This window comes from Streptococcus sp. HMSC076H09 (assembly GCF_001811765.1).
GTDB classification, from domain to species: Bacteria; Bacillota; Bacilli; order Lactobacillales; family Streptococcaceae; genus Streptococcus; species Streptococcus agalactiae.
Genome location: NZ_KV806604.1, coordinates 221,466 through 242,988 on the forward strand (window position 1 = coordinate 221,466; position 21,523 = coordinate 242,988).

Here is a 21,523-nt window from a genome sequence, read left to right on the forward strand (position 1 = left end):
TGCTTTAGGCGTTTTTATGATGGTGTACTTCAACTTAACCTATCAAGTGTTGAAAATTTTCTTTAAGCATGACGTCGAGATGCATTATTATATCGTTTAATGTTTCTTTAACAGTGTGTTCGTTGGAGTTGTGATGACATAGTTTAATGATATTTTCTTCGAAATGTTTAGGAAGCAATGTAGCATTCTTCTTAGCATAGGAAATCATTCTTTTTTCGCCAGGATGTGTCAACTTATTAAGTGCAAAAATAATATCAAAGTAGGAATCTAAGAAAGCAGTAGTTCTATGGTGAGTACTAACAAAGTCTTGGCGTTTAAGGGCTTTTATAATTTGTTTATCGTAAGAGGGAAGCTTGCCAGTTAATAAGTTACGATTTTGAATGATAATTTGTTTTTGTAACTGACTGGGATAAGAAACTTCGAATCTCTCTTTGAGTGATTGTAATTGATTTTCAGGATCATAGAGTATTTGGCAATTGATGAGGTTATGCCAAAAACAAGTAGTGTATCCAATTCGAGAATTGTGGTGTTCAACGACATCTTCTAAGTCTGATAAAAAGTTATCTATGTTACGATAGAGAATATCAATATCAGTTCCGTCGTTTAAAGTACCATTATCTTCAAGCTCCCAGTAATGATTGTTAAGTTCAATGTAATGACAGTGCTTGTTAAGGATACGTTTACGACTAGTGATATCAGGAGTTGCTGCACAATAAACATACAAATCATAATCGGAAGATTGGTCAAAACTGTCACCAGAGCGTGAGCCTCCGAGTGCTATAGCAACAACATTTGGAAGTTTAGAGAAATCTTGTCAGAGTTTTGTGAAATGGTCCATAAATGCTCTCCTAAAAATGTAAAATATTGATGTGTCTCCATTCTACAGGGCTATCTCTTTTTAGTCAATAATTAATAGTAAGTTAATAAAAGAGGTAACGGTTCTAATATTCAAGAAGTGTATATGAGTGATTTGAAAAGGAGATATTTTATGCTACAATACGTACATATTAGTTTAAACAAGGTGATAGAATGAAACAAGATTATATTTCCTACATTAGGTCAAAAGTTGGACATGAGACTATCTTTTTAACATATTCTGGTGGTATTTTGACAGATGGTAAGGGACGTGTCTTACTCCAATTAAGAGCTGATAAGAATTCTTGGGGAATTATTGGTGGATGTATGGAGTTAGGTGAGTCATCAGTAGATACATTGAAAAGAGAATTTTTCGAAGAAACTGGATTGAGAGTGGAACCAATCAGACTGTTAAATGTTTATACTAACTTTCAAGACTCTTATCCCAATGGCGATAAAGCACAAACCGTCGGTTTTATTTATGAAGTAAGCTGTCCAAAACCAGTTAATATAGAAGGTTTTCATAATGAGGAAACATTGCAATTGGACTATTTTTCTAAAGAAGACGTCAAAAATATTACGATCGTAAATGAACAACACCAATTAATTTTAGATGAATATTTTTCACAAACATTCCAAATGGGGCGTTAAAAGGATGGGAAATACTAGGTGTGACTTTAAAGAACTTCTAACTTTTATTGATATGTTGTTAGGCATTCTTGTAGAAACAAATGTTAAGAAAATAAGGAGTTCTCATTTGTATATTTTATAATTATTAAAAAGAAAAACAGTAGCTTGCAATAATTTAGTGACTGTTTTTTTAGAAAGCATAAGAAGTACAGAAAAAGAAAATTATGGAATATTGGATGGTGGGGATATGCTTTACTTACGGTATTGGAATGATATACTTAAAGAAATCCAGTTTTAGAAATCTAAATTTCTAAGTAAAATAGCATAAAGGAGAGTAGATGAATGAAGATAACATTACACGGCGTTGCTGAAACGTTATTAATCACCTTATATATTAGGGCTAAAGATGCGATGGCTAAACATCCGATACTTAATGATCAAAAATCCTTAGCAATTGTTGAACAGATAGAATATGATTTTGATAAATTCGATAATTCAGAAGCTTCTTTTTATGCAACATTAGCTAGAATTCGCGTTATGGATAGAGAAATCAAAAAATTTATTAGAGAAAATCCAAATAGTCAAATCCTTTCAATTGGTTGTGGACTTGATACAAGGTTTGAAAGAGTCGATAATGGACAAATTAGGTGGTATAACCTTGATTTGCCAGAGGTTATGGAGATAAGAAAATTATTTTTTGAAGAGCATGAAAGAGTTACTAATATAGCAAAATCAGCCCTAGATGAAACTTGGACACGGGAGGTAAATCCCCAAAATGCCCCTTTTCTAATCGTGTCAGAAGGTGTTTTAATGTTTCTAAAAGAAGATGACGTAGAGACTTTTCTTCATATCCTGACAAATTCATTTAGCCAATTTATGGCACAATTTGATTTGTGTCATAAGGAAATGATTAATAAAGGAAAGCAACATGATACAGTAAAGTATATGGATACAGAATTTCAGTTTGGTATCACAGATGGTCATGAGATTGTGGATTTAGACCCTAAATTAAAGCAAATAAATCTGATTAACTTTACAGATGAGATGAGCAAATTTGAGTTAGGCACACTTCGCTCTTTACTTCCAACAATTCGTAAATTTAATAATTGTTTAGGTGTGTACGAATATAAAGCATCTGAGAAAAAGTAACAAAAATCTATTTATATAAAGAGACATTCTAAATGTAAATTTGTCATAATCGTTATAGCATTTGTAGCTTTGTTTATTTAGGAATTAGTTTTACGTAAGTTAGGCGCTCTAAAGTTTGTATTTTGAAGTAAATACTAATTCATAAGTCAGAATTTTATTGAAATGGATTATAAGTGTGTAATAGTGATTATTAGCTTTCTCTCCCTTTTTTAATACTCTTATGGTATAATGATGTGAAAGAATAGCTTGAAGGAAGGAAGAGAACGCACTTTTATTTTGAGAACTAGTTTTAGATAAAAGTGAAAAACTTAGGAAAGTAGATGTGTCGATTATTTAGAATTATGCATTACACTTTATCTTTTCTAAACGTTTTGGGTCGTTCTTACTATATAAGATGTACGTTGAAATGATTGATGAAACTGGACAAGTTTCAGAAGATATCAAAAAGCAAACTCTTGATTTGTTAGAGTTTGCAGCACAAAAAACAGGTAAAGAGAATAAAGAAATGGCTGTAACGTTTGTCACTAATGAACGTAGCCATGAATTGAATTTAGAGTATCGAGATACCGATCGTCCGACTGATGTTATCAGTTTAGAATATAAACCTGAGGTTGATATTTCTTTTGATGAAGAAGATCTGGCTGAAAATCCTGAACTTGCTGAGATGCTAGAAGATTTTGATTCTTATATTGGTGAACTTTTTATTTCTATTGATAAAGCTAAAGAACAAGCAGAAGAGTACGGTCACTCTTATGAACGTGAAATGGGCTTTTTAGCTGTACATGGTTTTTTGCATATTAACGGTTATGATCATTATACACCCGAAGAAGAAAAAGAGATGTTCAGCTTACAGGAAGAAATTTTAACTGCTTATGGACTTAAACGACAATAATCAAAAAAAATGGAAAAATCGCACCTTAACATCAAGCATGGAATTTGCTGTTACAGGGATTTTTACAGCTTTTAAAGAAGAAAGAAATATGCGTAAGCATTTGGTTTCTGCCATTTTAGTAATACTTGCTGGTCTTACTTTTCAAGTATCTATGGTGGAGTGGTTATTTCTTTTATTGAGTATTTTTTTGGTAATTACTTTTGAAATTATCAATTCAGCTATTGAAAATGTAGTTGATTTGGCAAGTAATTACCATTTCTCGATGCTGGCTAAAAATGCTAAAGATATGGCAGCAGGAGCGGTTTTAGTTGTTTCCTTATTTGCCGTATTGGTGGGATTGATTATTTTTATACCCAAGATACTTGCTTTACTTTTATGATGAGAAGTATTACGAATAAATTGAATGGAGAAAGAAAAGAAATGACATTTAAGTCAGGATTTGTAGCAATTTTAGGTCGTCCAAATGTTGGAAAATCAACCTTCCTAAACCATGTTATGGGACAAAAAATTGCTATCATGAGTGATAAAGCTCAAACAACACGTAATAAAATTATGGGGATTTATACAACAGAAACTGAGCAAATTGTTTTCATTGATACCCCAGGAATTCATAAACCAAAGACCGCCCTTGGTGATTTTATGGTTGAATCTGCTTATAGTACTTTACGTGAAGTTGAAACAGTTCTTTTCATGGTTCCTGCCGATGAAAAGCGAGGCAAAGGCGATGATATGATTATTGAACGTCTTAAGGCTGCCAAGATTCCTGTTATTTTAGTAATCAACAAAATTGATAAGGTTCATCCAGACCAACTTTTGGAACAGATTGATGACTTCCGTAGTCAAATGGATTTTAAAGAAGTAGTGCCAATTTCTGCCCTTCAAGGAAATAATGTGCCAACCCTAATCAAGTTATTGACTGATAATCTTGAAGAAGGTTTCCAATATTTCCCAGAAGATCAGATTACTGATCATCCGGAACGATTTTTAGTATCAGAAATGGTTCGTGAGAAGGTACTTCATTTAACGCAACAAGAGGTTCCTCACTCAGTAGCTGTTGTTGTCGAATCCATGAAACGTGATGAAGAAACTGATAAAGTGCATATTCGTGCAACTATCATGGTTGAACGTGATAGTCAAAAAGGCATTATCATTGGAAAACAAGGTGCTATGCTCAAGAAAATAGGAAAAATGGCGCGCCGTGATATTGAACTTATGTTAGGTGATAAAGTTTACCTAGAGACTTGGGTAAAAGTCAAGAAAAACTGGCGTGATAAAAAGCTTGATTTAGCTGATTTTGGCTATAATGAAAAAGAGTATTAATGAGTTTATTTTGAGATCCGCAAGTTAGTGGGGAAGAGTTAGATAAGTTCACCGTGAGACTTGATTCGCACAGAAAAAGCAATTCACGAGGATAAAACCAACTAGTCATAATTTTGAGATTATATTCACAAATTAATTAAAGGGAGCCAAACATGCTTGTTGGCCCCTTCTTAAATAAAGGAGAGCACATGACTCAAGATTATATTTGCTACCTATAAAGTAGAGGAGGTGAGGATATGCATAATATATTAAGATTTTTAGGCATTGTTATTATTTCTGCAGTGATTCTATTTAGTATAGGTAGTTTCTACGATTTATCATTAATGAAAAATATACTACTTATCTGTTGGAGTTTTCTCTTTGATCTATTGGTTTTTGTCTTCAAACAAAGACAAACGACAGAAGTACTCACATGGTATCAAGTTGTTAAGCAATTTTGGTTATTTATTAAGTGTACTATTCTTATTCCTATCTTAGTTGCTTTTATTATAATGAAAGGATGTTTGACAAGTATATCAGATATATTAATTTACTTTTATTTACACCTTGTCGTTGTTTATTATACGATAGGAATGATTTTATCATTAGGTCGTATCATTTCTCCTGAACACTCTATGTTTAATAAACTTAGAAAGTGAAATGAATTATATTTAAAATTTGTTTTCAACAGAGCGGATTTGACCATCTGTTGTTTGCCATGCCTTTCATAATTTTTCAGTAATTATGATAGTTGTTCTGTTCTCCCAATCATAAAACTTTAAATAAGATTCTATTAGTTCTTGCCTCACTCTCCTTAAGTTTTTGGTAAAAATCGAAAAGTTACCAGACTTTAAAGGGGAGTTTTTTATTTGTCAACAGTTAGTAGAAAAACGATATATTGCTCCATTTAGATTAATTATGGAGATAACCAAATAATAGCTTGTGATAAGAAGATACCTTTGAAGTTTCAGAAAAAATCTGTTTTCCATCCTGCTATATTCATCTTTGCCAAAGTTGCAACAACACAATAATAACAATTGCTTGGGCATTGGGTGATTAGTTTACTATCAATAGGGTTAGAGTGGAGTTGGAGTATATGGATTGGCATTAATCTTATAATGATGATTCTGTTGAGTTATGTGCTAACAAAAACTGAGCCAATCAGTAACTACCAAGAGTCATCATCTAACCTCAAAAAATGGCTATTTGCAATAGGTGCTTTTAGCGTTTTATTTTGCTGGGCACTACTAGTAAAAACATTTTTCCCAATAAGGCAAAACCAGGAGGGATTAATAGCTGATATGAATCAGGTCAATCACTACTTTCGAGTTGTCTTATTATTGACTATCTGTCTTATTGCCCCAATTTAAGAAGAGATAACGTTCAGGTTGTTTGTCATGAGAACATTTGGGAACTCCCTGAGTGGTCCCTTGGTTGTGATCTTATCTTCTATACTATTTAGCTGGTCTCACTTACATGGTCTATCTGTCGTCGACTTTGTTGTCTATTTTGGTATGGGTTTGATTTTCGCTAGTTTGCACCACTATACAAAATCCATTCATTATTCGATTGGCGAGCATATTGTTTGGAATAGTTTGTCATATATTTTTTATTTTCTAGCATTTTTGCTTGATTTACTCTAAGTAATAAGATTGAGAGACTAATCATTACTAAGACATTTTTGTCAGTTTAAAAGAGCTTTTTGGCTCTTTTGTTATTCGTTTTTTTAATGAATAAAATGTTATTATTTTATTGTTAACTAAATAAAGTTCGTAACTTTATATGATTTATATAGAATTACGAGTTTTTTGTTAGATAAATATGAGAAAATATAGTATGATGAATTCCTAAATAAAAAATAATGAAAGGAACATGATGTTAAAAGATGTTAATGTTGGAATGAGTCATTTATTAGTTAGAGGTGCTATTATTCTAGTAGTAGGGATTGTTTTTCTGTTGCAACAGATTCAGTAAGTACTTCAAGTGGGAGCTTTGGAATAGGTTATCGAGAAGAAAAGACCCAGACGTTCTCTTTGGATCAGCTGTCCCAAGTGATTTTGTATTGCGGGGAGCCCAATACTGTTAGATTTACTTATACAAATAGCTTCTATATGATGAAAGATATTTATATCGCTCTGGATGGTGCTGGTAGCTCTTTGACCACTCATGATCATGCTGTTCCTAATGATTAAACCAGATTATATAAGGTATTTCAAAGTCATTGACGATATGCATGATACCATGTACCAACAGACTGTTTTTCATGTTCAACTGCAAGCTTGGAAATACACCATGAAATCGATTGATCAATTAGTTGTAGATGATTTGAATCATATCAGTAATGAGAAAACCACTTTGGTTAAATAAAAAGGAACACTGTCAAAAATGGCAGTGTTCCTTTTTATTTTAGGAGAGAGCTAAGATTGGTCATCTAATGGGATTTCCACATGTTCAACTGTCATAGTAATGACAGGTTTGATAACACAATCTCTGTCTTTAGGGATAGTCTCCTGTTGCAGAGGCGCCTCATCGCTCCAAATTTTCTTGTCAGAACAATTGGAATGTAGATAATTTGAATCAGTCTTTTTAGACATTTCATATCCTTTCCAGGCTCAATACAATTTTTGAGTTATGCACCTTGATGGCGATCAGCTGGAATATCTTTAGCTAATGCATTGTATTGACTATCCAAAAGATGATCAGCATCCATTATTGTTTTACCAACAAGGAAATATTTATTGCTTTTTATATTATTATCCCATGTTGTATCAACATAATATTTAACGCCATTAATAGTAACAATGTTCCAAGCGTGATTTCCACCTCCAGCTTGACCAGTTACATACCATACTGATAAGCCAGCAGTAGCAGCCATATCTTTAAACATTACTGCAAAGGCTTGACAAACACCACGTTTATCTTTGTAGAGTGCTTCAGGAGCATGGATACTGATACCACTAGCAGTTTCACGAGTGGTTGCCAGTTCTTCAGTCGCGTAAGTGTAATTATTAACCAAGTGGTCATGAATTACTTTAGCTTTTTCATAATCACTTGTGATATTTTTGTTAGTAATATTTTCTTTGACAAAAGAATCTACAAACTGTTTATATTCTTTATGTAATCCTACCATGTCACCTTTAAGAGTATAGGTGATTGTGATGTCGCTTTTTACAATAATGCGTTGGATTTGTCCACCAAGAGTATAAGTGCTAATGTTACTTTTGGCATTGAATTCAGTTGCTGTTCCAAGTGTATCTCCAATTTCCCGGATGATGCTTCCGAGATTTTTTTGGTATTCGTCAACTTGTTCTTGAGTTTTAAACTCCATTTGAACACTGATGTGTGGTACTTGGTTGCTAATATTATTTCGTAAAACTTCTTTTAAACTATCGTAATCGGCAATATTAGCTGACTCAGGCTGTGATGCCTTTGCATCAGAGGTAGCCTGTTTTTCCTCACTCTTAGTTACTTCTTGTTTATTGCCTGACGCTTCTGATTGAGTAGTTTTTTCTTCTACTTTGTTTGCAGGAACAGAAGTATTTTCGCTAACTTTGAGAGTAGCAAGTTTAGAAGTCTCAGTTTCAATAGCCGCTGTTGATAGGGCATCTACTTCTTGTTGAAGGATTGCCATAGCAGCTTTGTAATTATTAACTTCAGCTACAAGAGGTTCAATTTGATTTCTGAGTGAATGAAATAAATTTTCAGCTTCTTGTATAGAATTCACAGAGTTGTAGTTTACAGTTGCTAAAATAGCTTGAATTTTGTTAACAACCTGATTACGTTGCCCCACGAGCTGAGCTGCTTTATTTTGACTTGTCTGAAGCTTATTATGATTTTGGTCAATCAGATTTTGAACAGTTTGGTTAATGACATTACGTTGATTAACGATAGCATTATAGTTACTGGGAGAGAGATGACCAGCTTTCACCTGGTTAAATAATTGCTCATCTTTTTGTTTAAATAATGTTATAGCTCTATTTAACTGTTCAATAGTTGGATTAGCATTTAGTTGAGTGAATGAGTTGACATTATCAACAACAAATTGATTGAGCAAACGATGTTGTTCCTTGATGTAACTAATAAGCTGCTCTTCATTATTTTGCTTACTGATATAGTGATACTCACTGGTGGTGTCATCAGCTTTAACCTCATAGTTAATAGTTGATAGTGAACTGATAATTAAAGCTGCGGCAAGGCCACTAATAATTTTTTTAATCTTCATTAGTTCTCCTGTTATAAACTAAATAAAATGGGATTCCATAACAACCATTTGTGGGGAGTTTTATCCACCAACGATAATTAGGATATCCATGATTAATGTGAACAACAAAGCTTTGTTAATTTTTTTCATGACTATCTCCTTTCTGATTTTCTATTTTGTACTTGTATTATATAATGGATTTAAAGGGTCTTTTAAATTGTTGTGAAAGTGGGAAAAATGGAAAAAGAATTAGGAAAAACACTAAGAAGATTACGTAAAGGAAAAAAAGTTAGTATTTCTTCTTTAGCAGATGAGCACCTATCCAAGTCACAAATCTCAAGGTTTGAGAGAGGAGAGTCAGAAATTACTTGTAGTCGTTTGCTTAATATTTTAGACAAACTCAACATCACTATTGATGAATTTGTGTCGATTCATTCTAAGGCGCACACTCATTTTTTTATCCTTTTAAATCGAGTAAGAAAATATTGTGCTGAAAAAAATGTAACTAAATTAGTGGCTCTCTTAGAGGATCATAACCATAAAGACTATGAAAAGATTATGATTAAGGCTCTTATTTTTTCAATTGATCAATCAATAGAGCCTAATCAAGAAGAATTAGCACGCTTAACAGACTATCTTTTTACGGTGGAGCAGTGGGGATATTATGAAATTATTCTCTTAGGAAATTGCTCACGTCTCATTAATTACAATACTTTATTTTTATTGACCAAAGAAATGGTTAATTCGTTTGCTTATTCAGAACAAAATAAAACCAATAAAATCCTAGTTACACAATTAGCAATTAATTGTCTAATCATCAGCATTGATCACTCTTACTTTGAGCATAGCCACTACTTAATTGATAAGGTTAGATCATTGTTACAGGATGAAGTTAATTTCTATGAAAAAACTGTTTTCTTATATGTAACTGGATACTATCATTTAAAACTTGGTGATACTTCTTCAGGAAAAGAAGATATGAGGAAAGCTTTACAGATTTTTAAATATTTAGGTGAAGATTCATTTTACAATACTTATAATGAACATTATTGTCAAAAAGTACTTGGCAATAATAAAGAATGCTAATGAGTGCAAGTTTATGAGTAATTTTTAAAGCTTTTGTCTCAAAATGATAATAAGAAAGGAAAATAGAAATCGAATGGTCAGGTGACATCAAGAACGTTTGGAAATTATTGCTCTAAGCAATGACTATTGATTTTTAGACTATATATTTATGCCAGAATTACCAGAAGTAGAAACCGTTAGAAAAGGACTAGAAAGACTTGTAGTTAATCAAGAAATAGCTTCTATAACGATTAAAGTCCCTAAAATGGTGAAAACTGATTTGAATGACTTTATGATAAGTCTACCAGGAAAAACAATTCAACAGGTATTGAGACGAGGGAAGTATCTTCTTTTTGATTTTGGTGAAATGGTTATGGTATCACATTTACGCATGGAAGGAAAATATCTACTCTTCCCAAATAAAGTACCAGATAACAAACATTTTCACCTTTATTTCAAATTGACTAATGGCAGCACATTGGTTTACCAAGATGTCCGTAAATTTGGGACATTTGAGTTGGTTCGTAAATCATCTCTCAAAGATTATTTTACTCAAAAAAAATTAGGTCCTGAGCCAACTGCTGACACATTTCAATTTGAGCCTTTTTCAAAAGGCTTAGCAAACTCCAAAAAGCCAATAAAACCTTTACTATTAGATCAGAGATTAGTAGCAGGACTTGGAAATATTTACGTAGATGAAGTCTTGTGGGCAGCAAAAATTCACCCACAGCGTTTGGCTAATCAATTGACCGAATCTGAAACAAGCTTATTACACAAGGAAATTATTCGCATTTTAACTTTAGGCATCGAAAAAGGTGGCTCCACGATTAGAACATATAAGAATGCTCTTGGAGAGGACGGTACGATGCAAAAGTATTTACAGGTCTATGGTAAAACTGGGCAACCGTGTCCAAGGTGTGGTTGTTTAATTAAGAAGATAAAAGTAGGAGGGAGAGGGACGCATTATTGCCCTCGGTGTCAATGCTTATGACAAAAATAATAGGACTGACAGGAGGGATAGCTTCTGGAAAGTCAACGGTAACAAAAATAATACGAGAATCAGGTTTTAAAGTCATAGATGCGGATCAAGTGGTTCATAAATTGCAAGCTAAGGGTGGGAAACTTTACCAAGCTTTATTAGAATGGTTGGGTCCCGAGATACTTGATGCTGATGGTGAGTTGGATAGACCAAAGCTTTCTCAAATGATTTTTGCTAATCCAGACAATATGAAGACATCAGCTAGGCTACAAAATAGTATCATTCGTCAAGAGTTAGCATGTCAGCGCGACCAATTAAAACAAACAGAAGAGATATTTTTCGTGGATATTCCTTTATTGATTGAAGAAAAGTATATAAAATGGTTTGATGAGATTTGGTTGGTATTTGTTGATAAAGAAAAACAATTACAACGATTAATGGCCCGTAACAACTACAGTCGAGAAGAAGCAGAATTACGACTTTCACACCAAATGCCTTTAACAGATAAAAAAAGTTTCGCTAGTCTTATTATTAATAATAATGGTGATTTAATAACTTTAAAAGAGCAAATATTGGATGCTCTTCAACGTTTATAGAACTACTAAATGGATAATGTATTTATCCATTTTTTGTCTTTATTACACTAGTTTTAAAAAACTTGCGATTAAACCACAGTAATAGTACAATGATATAAAAGGTTTACTTTCAAAGGAGTTTTTATGGAGTTAGTAATTAGAGATATTCGTAAGCGGTTTCAGGAAACAGAGGTCTTGAGAGGAGCAAGTTACCGATTTTATTCAGGTAAAATAACAGGGGTCTTAGGTAGGAATGGTGCTGGGAAAACAACTTTATTTAATATACTTTATGGGGATCTTGCAGCTGACAACGGGACCATTTGTTTATTGAAGGATAATCACGAGTATCCTCTTACCGATAAGGATATTGGTATTGTTTATTCCGAAAACTACCTTCCAGAATTTTTAACAGGGTATGAATTTGTAAAATTTTACATGGATTTACATCCTTCAGATGATTTAATGACAATAGATGATTATTTAGATTTTATGGAAATAGGACAAACAGAGCGTCATAGAATTATCAAAGGATATTCTGATGGAATGAAGAGTAAGCTCTCATTAATTTGCCTGATGATTTCTAAGCCAAAAGTAATTTTACTAGATGAGCCACTGACTGCAGTTGATGTTGTATCAAGTATTGCAATAAAACGCCTTTTGTTGGAATTAAGTGAGGATCATATTATTATATTATCAACTCATATAATGGCCTTAGCAGAAGATCTATGTGATATTGTGGCTGTATTAGACAAAGGAAAACTCCAAACATTAGATATTGATCGTAAACATGAACAATTCGAAGAGCGTCTTCTTCAAGTGTTGAAGGGAGATGAATATGACAAGTAAAGCATTAATATGGTCTATATTACAGATTGATAGTGCTAGAGCTTATAATAGTTTTTTATATTACCTTCAGAAAATCCCCTGGTTGGGAAGAAAAATCCCTAACCGATGGTTTAAAACCGATGATATAAAAGGTGTAGTACTATTTATTCGTATCATTTTCTTTTTCTTAAGAGGTTTTGGTCGTTCCATAGGTTACGTACTATATTGTTATGTTTTATCATTTTTTGTTAGAAGTGGCATGAAGCAGTTAAATATTTTACCGCAAGAAGGTTTTACCCTAACTTTAACATTGATGGTGATTACCTCTCTTTTAATTGTCATAAATTTCTATATAAAACTTATAGAACCTAATGATATGCAACAAACTCATATGATTCGCCTTTTCAGAATTGAGCCATCGAGGTATTTCCAATCCGCTGAACTTTTAGAAGCCAGTAGTGAACTATTTTTTAGAAGTTTGAGCTTTGGCATATTTTTCCATTTAAATCACTTTGCTTTTTGGCATGGTTTGACTTTTGCTTTATTTTTAGCAGGTAGTCGCCTTGGAATCAAGGTGCACTGTTTACCTTTATATGGTAGAGGTAAAGACCAAGAGAATCCAGAGTCTTTACTAAATATTTTATTTTACTTAGGGATTGGTATAGGAGTCTTCCTTTCTCTCTTTTTCCTTCTTCTTGGCAAACAGTTCTCTCCATATCCATTTTTTTCATGGTACACCGGTATTGCAGGACTTATCATATGGTTAGTTAGTTACTATCGATTAAAAACTTATTCTAAACTTAACCACTTGACCTACCTTACCCTAACGCATGAGACGATGAAGGAGAAAATTGCAAAGATTGATAATATAGAGCTGCTTGGGATTGAAATGAAAGATAGGGATATAAATGTCAGTGAACTTTCTCCCCTGCTATTTGAAAATTTATCAGGTATTTCATATTTAAACGCTATCTTTTTAAAACGGATGAGTAGATACTTGCAAAGGAAAATTTTGGTACGTTTAGCTGTTTTAAGTGTTCTGTTTGGAATAGAACTCCTTTTCCTGCTATTTTTTAAAGAAAAGATAAATATTCCGATGAATGAGCATAGTTTTTCAAAATTCCTATTTTTGAGTGCAGTTCCAGGATATCTAATATATATCGGTGAATCCTATTCAAAATTTTGTTTCTATCATTTGGATCGTCCATTATTAAGATATAATTTCTATCGTGAAAGAGAAAATATCTTAGCAACCTTAAAAATACGTTTCCTTTATAGTATAAAACTTAATTTCCCCATTTTTGTAGCTTTAAACATATGTTTTGGAACCTATTATTTTAATTTTTTCACCCCTAAGATTGATCAGATTATCATATTAGTAATTACACAAGCTATATCAATGATTTTATTTAGTTTTTACTTTTTGTATCTTTATTTCTTCTTACAGCCTTTTACAGAAGGATTAAAATCAAAGAGTGCTATGTATAATATTTTAACCTTTATTATATACTATATGGGATATAAGCTATTTACCTTTACTAAATCTATAACGATGCCAATATTATTAGTAAGCCTAGGAATTATAGTTGTTATTTTAATTATTGGCTATTTAGCAGTTGTAGTATTTGCTCCAAAAACTTTCCGTTTAAAAAGTTAATTTTAATTGTGGTATAATAACAGAGGCATGTGATAACATAGGTTTAGTTACATAAAGGAAATTATAATGGAAATAACATCTCAAATAGATGTTAAATCTCAATAAAACTGCTAAGATAGTTAGTGGTAGAAAAGTTTAGAAAGAAGATGATGTTTTATCTCAGTTGAAACGGTTAACTGGAAGCAAAATTTAAAAGTGGCTTGGCTCGGTAATTTTTTTACTGGGGCAAGCTTTTCACTTGTTATGCCTTTTATGGTATTATATGTAGAACAATTAGGAGCACCTAGCAACAAAGTAGAGTGGTATGCAGGCCTATCAGTATCCTTATCAGCCTTGTCTTCAGCTTTAGTTGCCCCATTATGGGGGCGCTTAGCTGATAAATATGGTAGAAAACCGATGATGGTAAGAGCAGGGTTGATGATGACTTTTACTATGGGAGGCCTTGCTTTCATTCATAGTGTTACAGGACTTCTGATTTTACGTATATTAAACGGCATTTTTGCAGGCTATGTACCTAACTCTACAGCTTTGATAGCAAGTCAAGCTCCTCAAGAGGAATCAGGATATGCCTTAGGAACCTTAGCGACAGGAGTGACTGGAGGTATGTTAATTGGTCCACTTTTAGGGGGACTTTTAGCAGAGTGGTTTGGTATTAGGGAAGTTTTTTTATTAGTGGGAACCATATTGTTAATATCTACTTTAATGACCATTTTTATGGTAAAGGAAGATTTCAAACCCATTTCTAACGAAGAAACCATGCCAACTACAGAAGTGTTCAAAAGCGTTAAAAGCTTACAAATTTTAATAGGGCTGTTTGTAACAAGCATGATTATTCAAATTTCTGCACAATCAATTGCACCTATTTTAACACTTTACATTCGTCATTTAGGACAGACTGAAAACTTGATGTTTGTTTCCGGATTAATTGTTTCTGGTATGGGATTCTCTAGTATTCTGAGTAGTCCAAAGCTAGGAAGAATCGGGGATCGCATAGGCAATCATCGTTTGCTATTATTAGCTCTACTGTATAGTTTCCTCATGTATGTTTTATGTTCATTGGCACAGACTTCATTACAGTTAGGGGTTATTAGATTCCTGTATGGTTTTGGAACAGGTGCCTTGATGCCGAGTATTAATTCAATCTTGACTAAAATTGCTCCAAGACAAGGTTTATCAAGGATTTTCAGTTATAACCAAATGTTTAGCAATTTAGGACAAGTATTAGGTCCTTTTGTCGGTTCAGCAGTTTCTATTCATTTAGGATTCCGATGGGTTTTCTTTGTGACTAGCTTCATCGTTTTAGCTAATTTTGTTTGGTGTTTTATTAATTTTAGAAAATATATTAGAGTTAAGGAAATTGTGTGAGAGTTAAAATTAATTTAAAGTGTAGCTCTTGTGGTAGTAAGAATTATTTAACCAGTAAGAATAAAAGTAATCATCCCGATAAAATCGAGGTTCCAAAGTATTGCCCAAAGGAGAGAAAAGTAACACTACATATTGAATCTTAATAAGTTTTATGTTAGAATGTACTTTGACCATAGTGGAGGAATTAACATGTATAACCTATTACTCACCATTCTACTTGTTTTATCAGTATTATTGATTATCTCAATTTTCATGCAACCACAAAAGAATCCAAGTAGTAATGTTTTTGATAGTAGCGGTTCTGAAGCCCTTTTTGAACGTAGTAAAGCTCGAGGATTTGAAGCTTTTATGCAACGTTTTACAGGTGTTTTAGTCTTTTTCTGGCTACTAATCGGCTTAGTATTATCTATTTTATCAAGTCATTAATGATAGCTAAATACAGATAAGTGAGGATGGGGGATAGCCCAACCTCACTTTTTGTTAGTAGAATGGTTGTAGAGTAATAATAAAGTGACTAAAGTTACTAGAAAAGGAAATAATGAAAGAAAAAATTATAAAATATTTGGAAGAACACGGTAAAACCAGCGTTAATGACTTAGCTGCTGCCCTAGATATGGCAGGCGCAAAAGCATTTCCAAAATTAATCAAAACAATCTCAAATTTGGAGAGCCACAGGCAATTAAGATTTGACGATAATGGAAGTCTTTCTCTTCGAAAGAAAGAAGCTAAGAAAAAGGAAATCACAGTAAGAGGTCTTTTTAGAGCAAATAAAGCAGGATTTGGTTTTCTTAGTATTGACCAAGACGAAGATGATATGTTTATCGGAAAAAACGATATTGCTTATGCTATTGATGGTGACACAGTAGAAGCTGTTGTAAAGAAACCAGCGGACCGTCTTAAAGGGACTGCAGCAGAAGCGCGTGTTGTTAATATTGTTGAACGTAGTTTAAAGACGCTTGTTGGTAAGTTTGTCTTAGACGATGAGCGCCCTAAATACGCAGGATATATCAAATCAAAAAATCAAAAAATTAATCAAAAAATTTATATACGCAAAGAACCGGTCGTTTTAGACGGAACAGAAATTATCAAAGTAGATATTGATAAATATCCGACACGAGGACATGATTACTTCGTAGCAAGTGTCCGTGATATCGTTGGACATCAAGGAGATGTTGGTATTGATGTTTTAGAAGTCTTGGAAAGTATGGATATCGTCTCAGAATTTCCTGAGGACGTTATTGCAGAAGCTAATGCTATCCCAGATGCTCCAACGGAGAAAGATTTAATTGGGCGTGTTGATTTACGTCAAGAGGTCACTTTCACTATTGATGGAGCTGACGCCAAAGATTTAGACGATGCTGTGCATATTAAATTACTGGATAATGGTCATTTTGAACTTGGAGTTCATATCGCAGATGTATCATACTATGTTACTGAAGGCTCTGCCTTAAATCGTGAAGCACTTAGTCGTGGTACGTCCGTATATGTCACAGATCGCGTTGTACCAATGTTACCAGAGCGTCTATCTAACGGTATATGTTCATTAAATCCAAATCTTGATCGTTTAACGCAGTCTTGTATTATGGAAATTGACCAAAATGGGAAAGTTGTTAATCATCAAATTACACAGTCAGTGATTAATACCACTTATCGTATGACTTATACTGCTGTAAATGATATTATTGCTGGCGATGAGGAAATCTGCTCAGAATATGAGTCTATTGTGCCCTCAGTACAGCATATGGTTACTTTACACCATACTTTGGAAGCTATGCGTACGCGTCGTGGAGCGCTGAATTTTGACACATCTGAAGCAAAAATTATGGTTAATGATAAGGGAATGCCAGTTGATATTGTTATTCGCAACAGAGGCATTGCTGAACGCATGATTGAGTCATTTATGTTGGCGGCAAATGAAACGGTTGCTGAACATTATGCTCGTCTAAAATTACCATTTATTTATCGTATACACGAAGAGCCTAAAGCTGAAAAATTACAAAAATTCATCGATTATGCTTCTATTTTCGGTGTTCACATTCAAGGAACAGCAACTAAAATCACCCAATCTGCTTTACAGGACTTTATGAAAAAAGTACAAGGGCAGCCAGGAAGTGAAGTGTTATCTATGATGTTATTGCGCTCGATGCAACAAGCTAGATATTCTGAACACAACCATGGACATTATGGACTTGCTGCGGAATATTACACTCACTTTACTAGCCCCATTCGACGTTATCCAGACTTGTTAGTTCATCGTATGATTCGTGATTATGGTGATAAAGCGATGGATAAAGCTGATCATTTTGCTAACCTTATCCCAGAAATTGCAACTCAAACGTCTAGTCTTGAGAGACGTGCCATTGATGCTGAACGTATTGTAGAGGCAATGAAGAAAGCTGAATATATGGAAGAATATGTTGGTGAGGAATTTGAAGGTGTGGTTGCAAGCGTTGTTAAATTTGGTATGTTTGTAGAATTACCAAATACTATTGAAGGATTGATTCACGTAACGACCTTGCCTGAATATTATCACTTTAATGAACGTACGCTGACGCTTCAAGGTGAGAAATCTGGGAAAGTTTTCCGTGTTGGTCAACAAATTAAGGTTAAGTTGATTCGTTCTGATAAGGAAACTGGTGATATCGATTTTGATTATTTACCATCAGATTTTGATATTGTCGAAAAGGTAAGTAAAAGTTCGCGTGAGGGTCGTCCTAATCGAAGTTCTAAACGAGAACTTCAGCATAGAATTTCTGAGCGTGATAATAAGAACAAAAATACATCTAAGAAAAAAGCATCTCGAAAACCCAAAAGGAACTCGGATAGCAAATCACATCATCACAAAGACGATAGAACAACAGGTTCAACCAAGAAAAAAACGAAAAAAACTTTCTATAAAGGCGTTGCTAAGAAAGGTCAAAAACGGAAATCTAAGAAAGGTTAAGTATGGTTAAAGGTCAAGGAAACGTTGTAGCACAAAATAAAAAAGCGCATCACGACTATACTATCGTTGAAACAATAGAAGCAGGAATTGTTTTGACAGGAACAGAAATCAAAAGTGTCCGCGCAGCGCGTATTACATTGAAAGATGGATATGCACAAATAAAAAATGGTGAAGCGTGGTTGATTAATGTTCATATTACACCATACGATCAAGGTAATATATGGAATCAAGATCCTGATCGTACACGAAAGTTATTACTAAAAAAACGTGAGATTGAAAAAATATCAAATGAACTGAAAGGGACTGGTATGACTCTGGTACCTCTAAAAGTTTACTTAAAAGATGGTTTTGCTAAAGTTCTATTGGGTTTGGCAAAAGGAAAACATGATTATGATAAGCGAGAGTCTATCAAACGTCGTGAGCAAAACCGTGATATTGCCCGTCAGTTAAAAAACTATAATTCACGATGATTATCAAAAGGTTAGGCAATTGCCTAACCTTTTTTGGACGAAAAAAGTGAAGTTGATTGACCAACTTCACTGATAATATAGACTTAATGTGATTTATGTTTGAAGTGACTATATAAACCAAATCCAATAATCCAGATGGTTGCTCCAATAGCCCCGATGTATGTTGAATCTTGCAAGAAGAGAGAAACGAATACAAAGAGGAAGAAGAGAAGTGTGATTGGTGAAAGGATTTTGTAAGCAGGCATTTTATAACCATCTTCCATAAAATCAGGTGATTTACGATATTTCCAATGTGCAATCATAATAAGAACATAGATAGAAATGTAAACACCAGAAGATGATGCAGTAATTAAGGAGAAGGCATCTGAAATACCAGGTAAAACACTGATAAGTGCTGAAGCTCCAACGATTACAGCTGATGCAATAATAGCTCGACTTGGAACGCTTTGACGAGATAATTGGTCTAATTTTAACGCTTTTGTAAGAGTATTTGGTGATTCATTAGCCAATTGGAATAAATGACGCCCTGTTGAGTATAAAGTAGAATTAAGAGCAGATGCTGCAGACGTTAGGACAACAAAGTTAATCAAAGCGGCAGCCCACTTAATCCCAGCTAGTTTGAATACTGTAACGAAAGGTGACTCATTAACTGGTAACTGTTGCCATGGGAAGATGGCCATAATTGCTAATAATGAACCTGCGTAGAATAAAATAATACGCATCGGAATTTCTTGGATTGCTTTTGGTAAAACTTTACGTGGATTAGCTGTTTCAGAAGTTGTTACTCCGACAAATTCAATAGCTAAATAAGCAAAGAATACCATTTGGAAAGCCATGAAGAAATTCAATTTACCTTTAGGGAACCATTCAAAATGATTGGTGATATTTGAGATTGAAGCGTGGTATCCGTGACCGGTGTCAAAGTTTGTTAATACCATAAAGATACCGGTTGCTATTAAACCAAGAATTGCAATAACTTTTATCATAGCAAACCAAAACTCGGTTTCTCCGAATGCTTTTACGGCAATTAAGTTGATAGAACTTAGGATAGCTAAAAAAACAATTTGGATAATCCAGGATGGCCATTCAGGGAACCAAAATTGAACATACTCTCCTACGGCTGTAATCTCTGCCATACCGATAAATATTAGGGAAATCCAATAAGAAAGTGTTGAGAAAAATCCCCAACCGGGTCCTAAATATTTGGTAATGAAATTAATAAAAGTATGCTGATTTGGATCTTGATAAAGCATCTCTCCAATAGCACGCATCATGAAGAACATGAAAGCGCCAGTGATAGCATAGACAAGAACTATTGAAGGACCCGTCAGGCTAATTGAACGACCTGCACCAAGAAAAAGCCCAGTTCCGATTGTCCCTGCAATCGCAATTAACTGTACGTGACGATTTTCTAGGCCGCGTACCATACCATTCTCAGATTTTTGAGTGTGGTCATTATTATTTTTTGACATTATAAATACTCCATCTATTTTTGAAAAACTCCTTTATTATATAATTTTTTTGCAAAATTCGCAATAATTACTATACAATATTTTTCTATGATAAAATCTCCTAGCTAAGTGAGCTAAGAGATTTCAATTCATCCCTCTTCCTTGACAATATAGACTGGGCGTTTTTTAGTTTCTAGGAAAATCTTAGAGATGTATTTGCCTATAATTCCTAGCGACAATAACTGAATACCACCCATAAAAAGCACGATGGTAACTGTGCTTGCCCAACCTGAAACGGGATCCCCAAATAGTAATTTTCGAATAATAATAAAAATGATAGCTAAAAGTGATAGTACTGAACTAAGAGTTCCAATCCAGGTAGCTATAGCTAATGGAATTTCTGAGAAGTTGATGAAACCGTCTAGAGAGTATTTTAAGAGATTAAAGAAACTCCATGAGGTCTTACCCGCAATTCGTTCTCGATTCTCATAACTGATATAAGCGACATCATACCCAATCCAGGAAAAAATCCCTTTTGAGAAGCGATTCACTTCATTTAGCTCGAGAATACTGTCAACAACTTGTTTTGTCATGAGACGAAAATCACGCGCACCATCAACCATTTTAGTATCTGACACTTGATTGATTAATTTATAAAAAAGCTTGGCAAAAAGAGAGCGTATCAACGGCTCCCCTTTACGATCTTTCCGCCTTGTAGCGACAATATCATAACCTTCTTGAAGTTTTAGGTACATTTCTGGTAATAAAGTGGGTGGATCTTGCAAGTCAACATCCATAACAGTAATAAAATCACCAGTAGTATGTTCTAAACCAGCCAATAAAGCAGCATCTTTACCAAAATGGCGTGAAAATGAAAGGTAATGAACATTGTCAAATTGTCTAGCTGCTTTCTTAAGAAGTTCGAGTGTACGATCGGTAGAACCATCGTTTACGAAAATATATTCAAAATGGGTGTAACGAGCCATTTCGGATTCAACTTTTTTGATTTCTGTTAAAAAAGTTGAGACAGTCTCTTGTTCATTATAACAAGGGACAATAACTGATAATAAAGCCATTTGTAATTCTCCGTATCATTCTTGCTTAAATTTTAACATAATATGGGAAAAAATAGAAAGATTATAAGGTAATCATAAAAAGGACTAGGT

26 protein-coding genes are annotated in these 21,523 nt (G+C 33.8%); 19 read left to right on the forward strand and 7 right to left on the reverse strand.

The genetic code is table 11. The annotated features are described in order from the left end of the window. Positions 1–34: 34 nt before the first annotated feature. Positions 35–781: a DUF4037 domain-containing protein gene (locus HMPREF2818_RS06250; protein WP_223297802.1), complete on the reverse strand. Its 747-nt coding sequence runs from the start codon at positions 779–781 to the stop codon at positions 35–37. Between the two features lie 248 nt (positions 782–1,029). On the opposite strand from HMPREF2818_RS06250, the gene HMPREF2818_RS06255 reads away from it, so the two are divergent. The 8 genes from HMPREF2818_RS06255 to HMPREF2818_RS09885 all read left to right on the forward strand — a co-directional run bounded on the left by HMPREF2818_RS06255 (position 1,030) and on the right by HMPREF2818_RS09885 (position 6,468). Next, the gene (locus HMPREF2818_RS06255) at positions 1,030–1,506 is read left to right on the forward strand and encodes an NUDIX hydrolase (protein WP_000806807.1); all 477 of its coding nucleotides are present in this window, start codon (positions 1,030–1,032) and stop codon (positions 1,504–1,506) included. 321 nt (positions 1,507–1,827) lie between these two features. Further along, positions 1,828–2,634, forward strand: coding sequence for a class I SAM-dependent methyltransferase (locus HMPREF2818_RS06260; RefSeq protein WP_000705140.1), 807 nt, complete (start codon positions 1,828–1,830; stop codon positions 2,632–2,634). A 394-nt stretch (positions 2,635–3,028) separates the two neighbouring features. Beyond that, complete coding sequence (gene ybeY, locus HMPREF2818_RS06265; RefSeq protein WP_001867191.1) at positions 3,029–3,526, forward strand: rRNA maturation RNase YbeY; 498 nt, start codon at positions 3,029–3,031, stop codon at positions 3,524–3,526. Continuing rightward, a complete protein-coding gene (gene dagK, locus HMPREF2818_RS06270; RefSeq protein ID WP_000365222.1) occupies positions 3,507–3,905 on the forward strand; it encodes a diacylglycerol kinase in 399 nt (132 codons plus the stop codon). The genes ybeY and dagK overlap by 20 nt, the downstream gene beginning before the upstream one ends. Before the next feature lie 41 nt (positions 3,906–3,946). After that, positions 3,947–4,846, forward strand: a complete 900-nt coding sequence (gene era / locus HMPREF2818_RS06275) for a GTPase Era (RefSeq protein WP_000143288.1) — start codon at positions 3,947–3,949, stop codon at positions 4,844–4,846. A gap of 236 nt (positions 4,847–5,082) precedes the next feature. Then, positions 5,083–5,484, forward strand: a complete 402-nt coding sequence (locus tag HMPREF2818_RS06280; RefSeq protein WP_000551533.1) for a hypothetical protein — start codon at positions 5,083–5,085, stop codon at positions 5,482–5,484. A 459-nt stretch (positions 5,485–5,943) separates the two neighbouring features. Further along, entirely contained in the window at positions 5,944–6,195 is a 252-nt protein-coding gene (locus HMPREF2818_RS06285) for a hypothetical protein (RefSeq protein ID WP_000973012.1), read from the forward strand. 27 nt (positions 6,196–6,222) lie between these two features. Continuing rightward, positions 6,223–6,468 carry a CPBP family intramembrane glutamic endopeptidase gene (locus tag HMPREF2818_RS09885; protein WP_228761751.1) on the forward strand — a complete coding sequence of 82 codons (246 nt, stop codon included), beginning with the start codon at positions 6,223–6,225 and terminating at the stop codon, positions 6,466–6,468. 336 nt (positions 6,469–6,804) lie between these two features. On the opposite strand, the gene HMPREF2818_RS06290 is transcribed toward HMPREF2818_RS09885, so the two are convergent. Then, complete coding sequence (locus HMPREF2818_RS06290) at positions 6,805–6,999, reverse strand: hypothetical protein (RefSeq protein ID WP_000606014.1); 195 nt, start codon at positions 6,997–6,999, stop codon at positions 6,805–6,807. On the opposite strand from HMPREF2818_RS06290, the gene HMPREF2818_RS06295 reads away from it, so the two are divergent. After that, positions 6,998–7,192, forward strand: a complete 195-nt coding sequence (locus tag HMPREF2818_RS06295) for a hypothetical protein (RefSeq protein ID WP_001876109.1) — start codon at positions 6,998–7,000, stop codon at positions 7,190–7,192. The two genes, HMPREF2818_RS06290 and HMPREF2818_RS06295, sit on opposite strands and share 2 nt — an antisense overlap. Positions 7,193–7,242: 50 nt before the next feature. Here the strand turns inward: HMPREF2818_RS06295 and HMPREF2818_RS06300 are convergent, their stop codons facing one another. The 3 genes from HMPREF2818_RS06300 to shp2 are packed head-to-tail and all read right to left on the reverse strand — an operon-like array spanning position 7,243 to position 9,176. Then, on the reverse strand, positions 7,243–7,419 hold the full coding sequence (locus HMPREF2818_RS06300) for a hypothetical protein (RefSeq protein WP_000039430.1): 177 nt from the start codon (positions 7,417–7,419) through the stop codon (positions 7,243–7,245). Positions 7,420–7,454: 35 nt separating this feature from the next. Then, positions 7,455–9,047, reverse strand: a complete 1,593-nt coding sequence (locus HMPREF2818_RS06305; RefSeq protein WP_000694240.1) for a transglutaminase domain-containing protein — start codon at positions 9,045–9,047, stop codon at positions 7,455–7,457. A 60-nt stretch (positions 9,048–9,107) separates the two neighbouring features. Then, on the reverse strand, positions 9,108–9,176 hold the full coding sequence (gene shp2, locus HMPREF2818_RS10155) for a peptide pheromone SHP2 (RefSeq protein WP_132833258.1): 69 nt from the start codon (positions 9,174–9,176) through the stop codon (positions 9,108–9,110). Between the two features lie 87 nt (positions 9,177–9,263). Here shp2 and rgg2 point away from each other — a divergent pair, with 87 nt between their 5' ends. The 10 genes from rgg2 (at position 9,264) to smpB (ending at position 18,906) form a co-directional block, all read left to right on the forward strand. Further along, complete coding sequence (gene rgg2, locus HMPREF2818_RS06310; RefSeq protein ID WP_000410032.1) at positions 9,264–10,112, forward strand: quorum-sensing system transcriptional regulator Rgg2; 849 nt, start codon at positions 9,264–9,266, stop codon at positions 10,110–10,112. A gap of 148 nt (positions 10,113–10,260) precedes the next feature. Beyond that, on the forward strand, positions 10,261–11,082 hold the full coding sequence (gene mutM / locus HMPREF2818_RS06315) for a DNA-formamidopyrimidine glycosylase (protein WP_001114602.1): 822 nt from the start codon (positions 10,261–10,263) through the stop codon (positions 11,080–11,082). Further along, on the forward strand, positions 11,073–11,666 hold the full coding sequence (coaE, locus tag HMPREF2818_RS06320; RefSeq protein ID WP_000930248.1) for a dephospho-CoA kinase: 594 nt from the start codon (positions 11,073–11,075) through the stop codon (positions 11,664–11,666). Before mutM ends, coaE begins: the two co-directional genes overlap by 10 nt. A gap of 123 nt (positions 11,667–11,789) precedes the next feature. Next, on the forward strand, positions 11,790–12,491 hold the full coding sequence (locus HMPREF2818_RS06325; protein ID WP_000424353.1) for an ABC transporter ATP-binding protein: 702 nt from the start codon (positions 11,790–11,792) through the stop codon (positions 12,489–12,491). After that, positions 12,481–14,127: a hypothetical protein gene (locus HMPREF2818_RS06330; protein WP_000200921.1), complete on the forward strand. Its 1,647-nt coding sequence runs from the start codon at positions 12,481–12,483 to the stop codon at positions 14,125–14,127. The genes HMPREF2818_RS06325 and HMPREF2818_RS06330 overlap by 11 nt, the downstream gene beginning before the upstream one ends. A gap of 195 nt (positions 14,128–14,322) precedes the next feature. Next, positions 14,323–15,492 carry a multidrug efflux MFS transporter gene (locus HMPREF2818_RS06335; protein WP_000312381.1) on the forward strand — a complete coding sequence of 390 codons (1,170 nt, stop codon included), beginning with the start codon at positions 14,323–14,325 and terminating at the stop codon, positions 15,490–15,492. Next, a complete protein-coding gene (gene rpmG, locus HMPREF2818_RS09895) occupies positions 15,489–15,635 on the forward strand; it encodes a 50S ribosomal protein L33 (protein ID WP_001873241.1) in 147 nt (48 codons plus the stop codon). Before HMPREF2818_RS06335 ends, rpmG begins: the two co-directional genes overlap by 4 nt. 46 nt (positions 15,636–15,681) lie before the next feature. After that, complete coding sequence (gene secG / locus HMPREF2818_RS06340) at positions 15,682–15,918, forward strand: preprotein translocase subunit SecG (protein ID WP_000282513.1); 237 nt, start codon at positions 15,682–15,684, stop codon at positions 15,916–15,918. 112 nt (positions 15,919–16,030) lie between these two features. Next, positions 16,031–18,436 carry a ribonuclease R gene (rnr, locus tag HMPREF2818_RS06345; RefSeq protein WP_000659935.1) on the forward strand — a complete coding sequence of 802 codons (2,406 nt, stop codon included), beginning with the start codon at positions 16,031–16,033 and terminating at the stop codon, positions 18,434–18,436. 2 nt (positions 18,437–18,438) lie between these two features. Further along, positions 18,439–18,906 (forward strand): SsrA-binding protein SmpB, encoded by a 468-nt coding sequence (smpB, locus tag HMPREF2818_RS06350; RefSeq protein WP_000238456.1) that lies wholly within the window; start codon positions 18,439–18,441, stop codon positions 18,904–18,906. A gap of 83 nt (positions 18,907–18,989) precedes the next feature. Here smpB and HMPREF2818_RS06355 read toward each other — a convergent pair whose 3' ends face one another. Then, a complete protein-coding gene (locus HMPREF2818_RS06355; RefSeq protein ID WP_000042127.1) occupies positions 18,990–20,378 on the reverse strand; it encodes an amino acid permease in 1,389 nt (462 codons plus the stop codon). A gap of 128 nt (positions 20,379–20,506) precedes the next feature. Continuing rightward, positions 20,507–21,433 (reverse strand): glycosyltransferase family 2 protein, encoded by a 927-nt coding sequence (locus HMPREF2818_RS06360; RefSeq protein ID WP_001196765.1) that lies wholly within the window; start codon positions 21,431–21,433, stop codon positions 20,507–20,509. Between the last annotated feature and the right edge of the window lie 90 nt (positions 21,434–21,523).

Excerpts from the sequence above, each read along its gene's own strand:
- mutM (WP_001114602.1), top strand. The coding sequence starts at position 10,261 with ATGCCAGAATTACCAGAAGTAGAAACCGTTAGAAAAGGACTAGAAAGA.
- HMPREF2818_RS06285 (WP_000973012.1), top strand. The coding sequence starts at position 5,944 with ATGATGATTCTGTTGAGTTATGTGCTAACAAAAACTGAGCCAATCAGT.
- HMPREF2818_RS06260 (WP_000705140.1), top strand. The coding sequence starts at position 1,828 with ATGAAGATAACATTACACGGCGTTGCTGAAACGTTATTAATCACCTTA.
- HMPREF2818_RS06360 (WP_001196765.1), bottom strand. The coding sequence starts at position 21,433 with ATGGCTTTATTATCAGTTATTGTCCCTTGTTATAATGAACAAGAGACT.
- HMPREF2818_RS06305 (WP_000694240.1), bottom strand. The coding sequence starts at position 9,047 with ATGAAGATTAAAAAAATTATTAGTGGCCTTGCCGCAGCTTTAATTATC.
- dagK (WP_000365222.1), top strand. The coding sequence starts at position 3,507 with ATGGACTTAAACGACAATAATCAAAAAAAATGGAAAAATCGCACCTTA.
- coaE (WP_000930248.1), top strand. The coding sequence starts at position 11,073 with ATGCTTATGACAAAAATAATAGGACTGACAGGAGGGATAGCTTCTGGA.
- HMPREF2818_RS06300 (WP_000039430.1), bottom strand. The coding sequence starts at position 7,419 with ATGTCTAAAAAGACTGATTCAAATTATCTACATTCCAATTGTTCTGAC.
- HMPREF2818_RS06330 (WP_000200921.1), top strand. The coding sequence starts at position 12,481 with ATGACAAGTAAAGCATTAATATGGTCTATATTACAGATTGATAGTGCT.
- smpB (WP_000238456.1), top strand. The coding sequence starts at position 18,439 with ATGGTTAAAGGTCAAGGAAACGTTGTAGCACAAAATAAAAAAGCGCAT.
- HMPREF2818_RS06290 (WP_000606014.1), bottom strand. The coding sequence starts at position 6,999 with ATGATCATGAGTGGTCAAAGAGCTACCAGCACCATCCAGAGCGATATA.
- HMPREF2818_RS09885 (WP_228761751.1), top strand. The coding sequence starts at position 6,223 with ATGAGAACATTTGGGAACTCCCTGAGTGGTCCCTTGGTTGTGATCTTA.
- HMPREF2818_RS06325 (WP_000424353.1), top strand. The coding sequence starts at position 11,790 with ATGGAGTTAGTAATTAGAGATATTCGTAAGCGGTTTCAGGAAACAGAG.
- HMPREF2818_RS06355 (WP_000042127.1), bottom strand. The coding sequence starts at position 20,378 with ATGTCAAAAAATAATAATGACCACACTCAAAAATCTGAGAATGGTATG.
- secG (WP_000282513.1), top strand. The coding sequence starts at position 15,682 with ATGTATAACCTATTACTCACCATTCTACTTGTTTTATCAGTATTATTG.
- ybeY (WP_001867191.1), top strand. The coding sequence starts at position 3,029 with ATGTACGTTGAAATGATTGATGAAACTGGACAAGTTTCAGAAGATATC.
- HMPREF2818_RS06280 (WP_000551533.1), top strand. The coding sequence starts at position 5,083 with ATGCATAATATATTAAGATTTTTAGGCATTGTTATTATTTCTGCAGTG.
- era (WP_000143288.1), top strand. The coding sequence starts at position 3,947 with ATGACATTTAAGTCAGGATTTGTAGCAATTTTAGGTCGTCCAAATGTT.
- rgg2 (WP_000410032.1), top strand. The coding sequence starts at position 9,264 with ATGGAAAAAGAATTAGGAAAAACACTAAGAAGATTACGTAAAGGAAAA.
- HMPREF2818_RS06255 (WP_000806807.1), top strand. The coding sequence starts at position 1,030 with ATGAAACAAGATTATATTTCCTACATTAGGTCAAAAGTTGGACATGAG.
- rnr (WP_000659935.1), top strand. The coding sequence starts at position 16,031 with ATGAAAGAAAAAATTATAAAATATTTGGAAGAACACGGTAAAACCAGC.
- HMPREF2818_RS06295 (WP_001876109.1), top strand. The coding sequence starts at position 6,998 with ATGCTGTTCCTAATGATTAAACCAGATTATATAAGGTATTTCAAAGTC.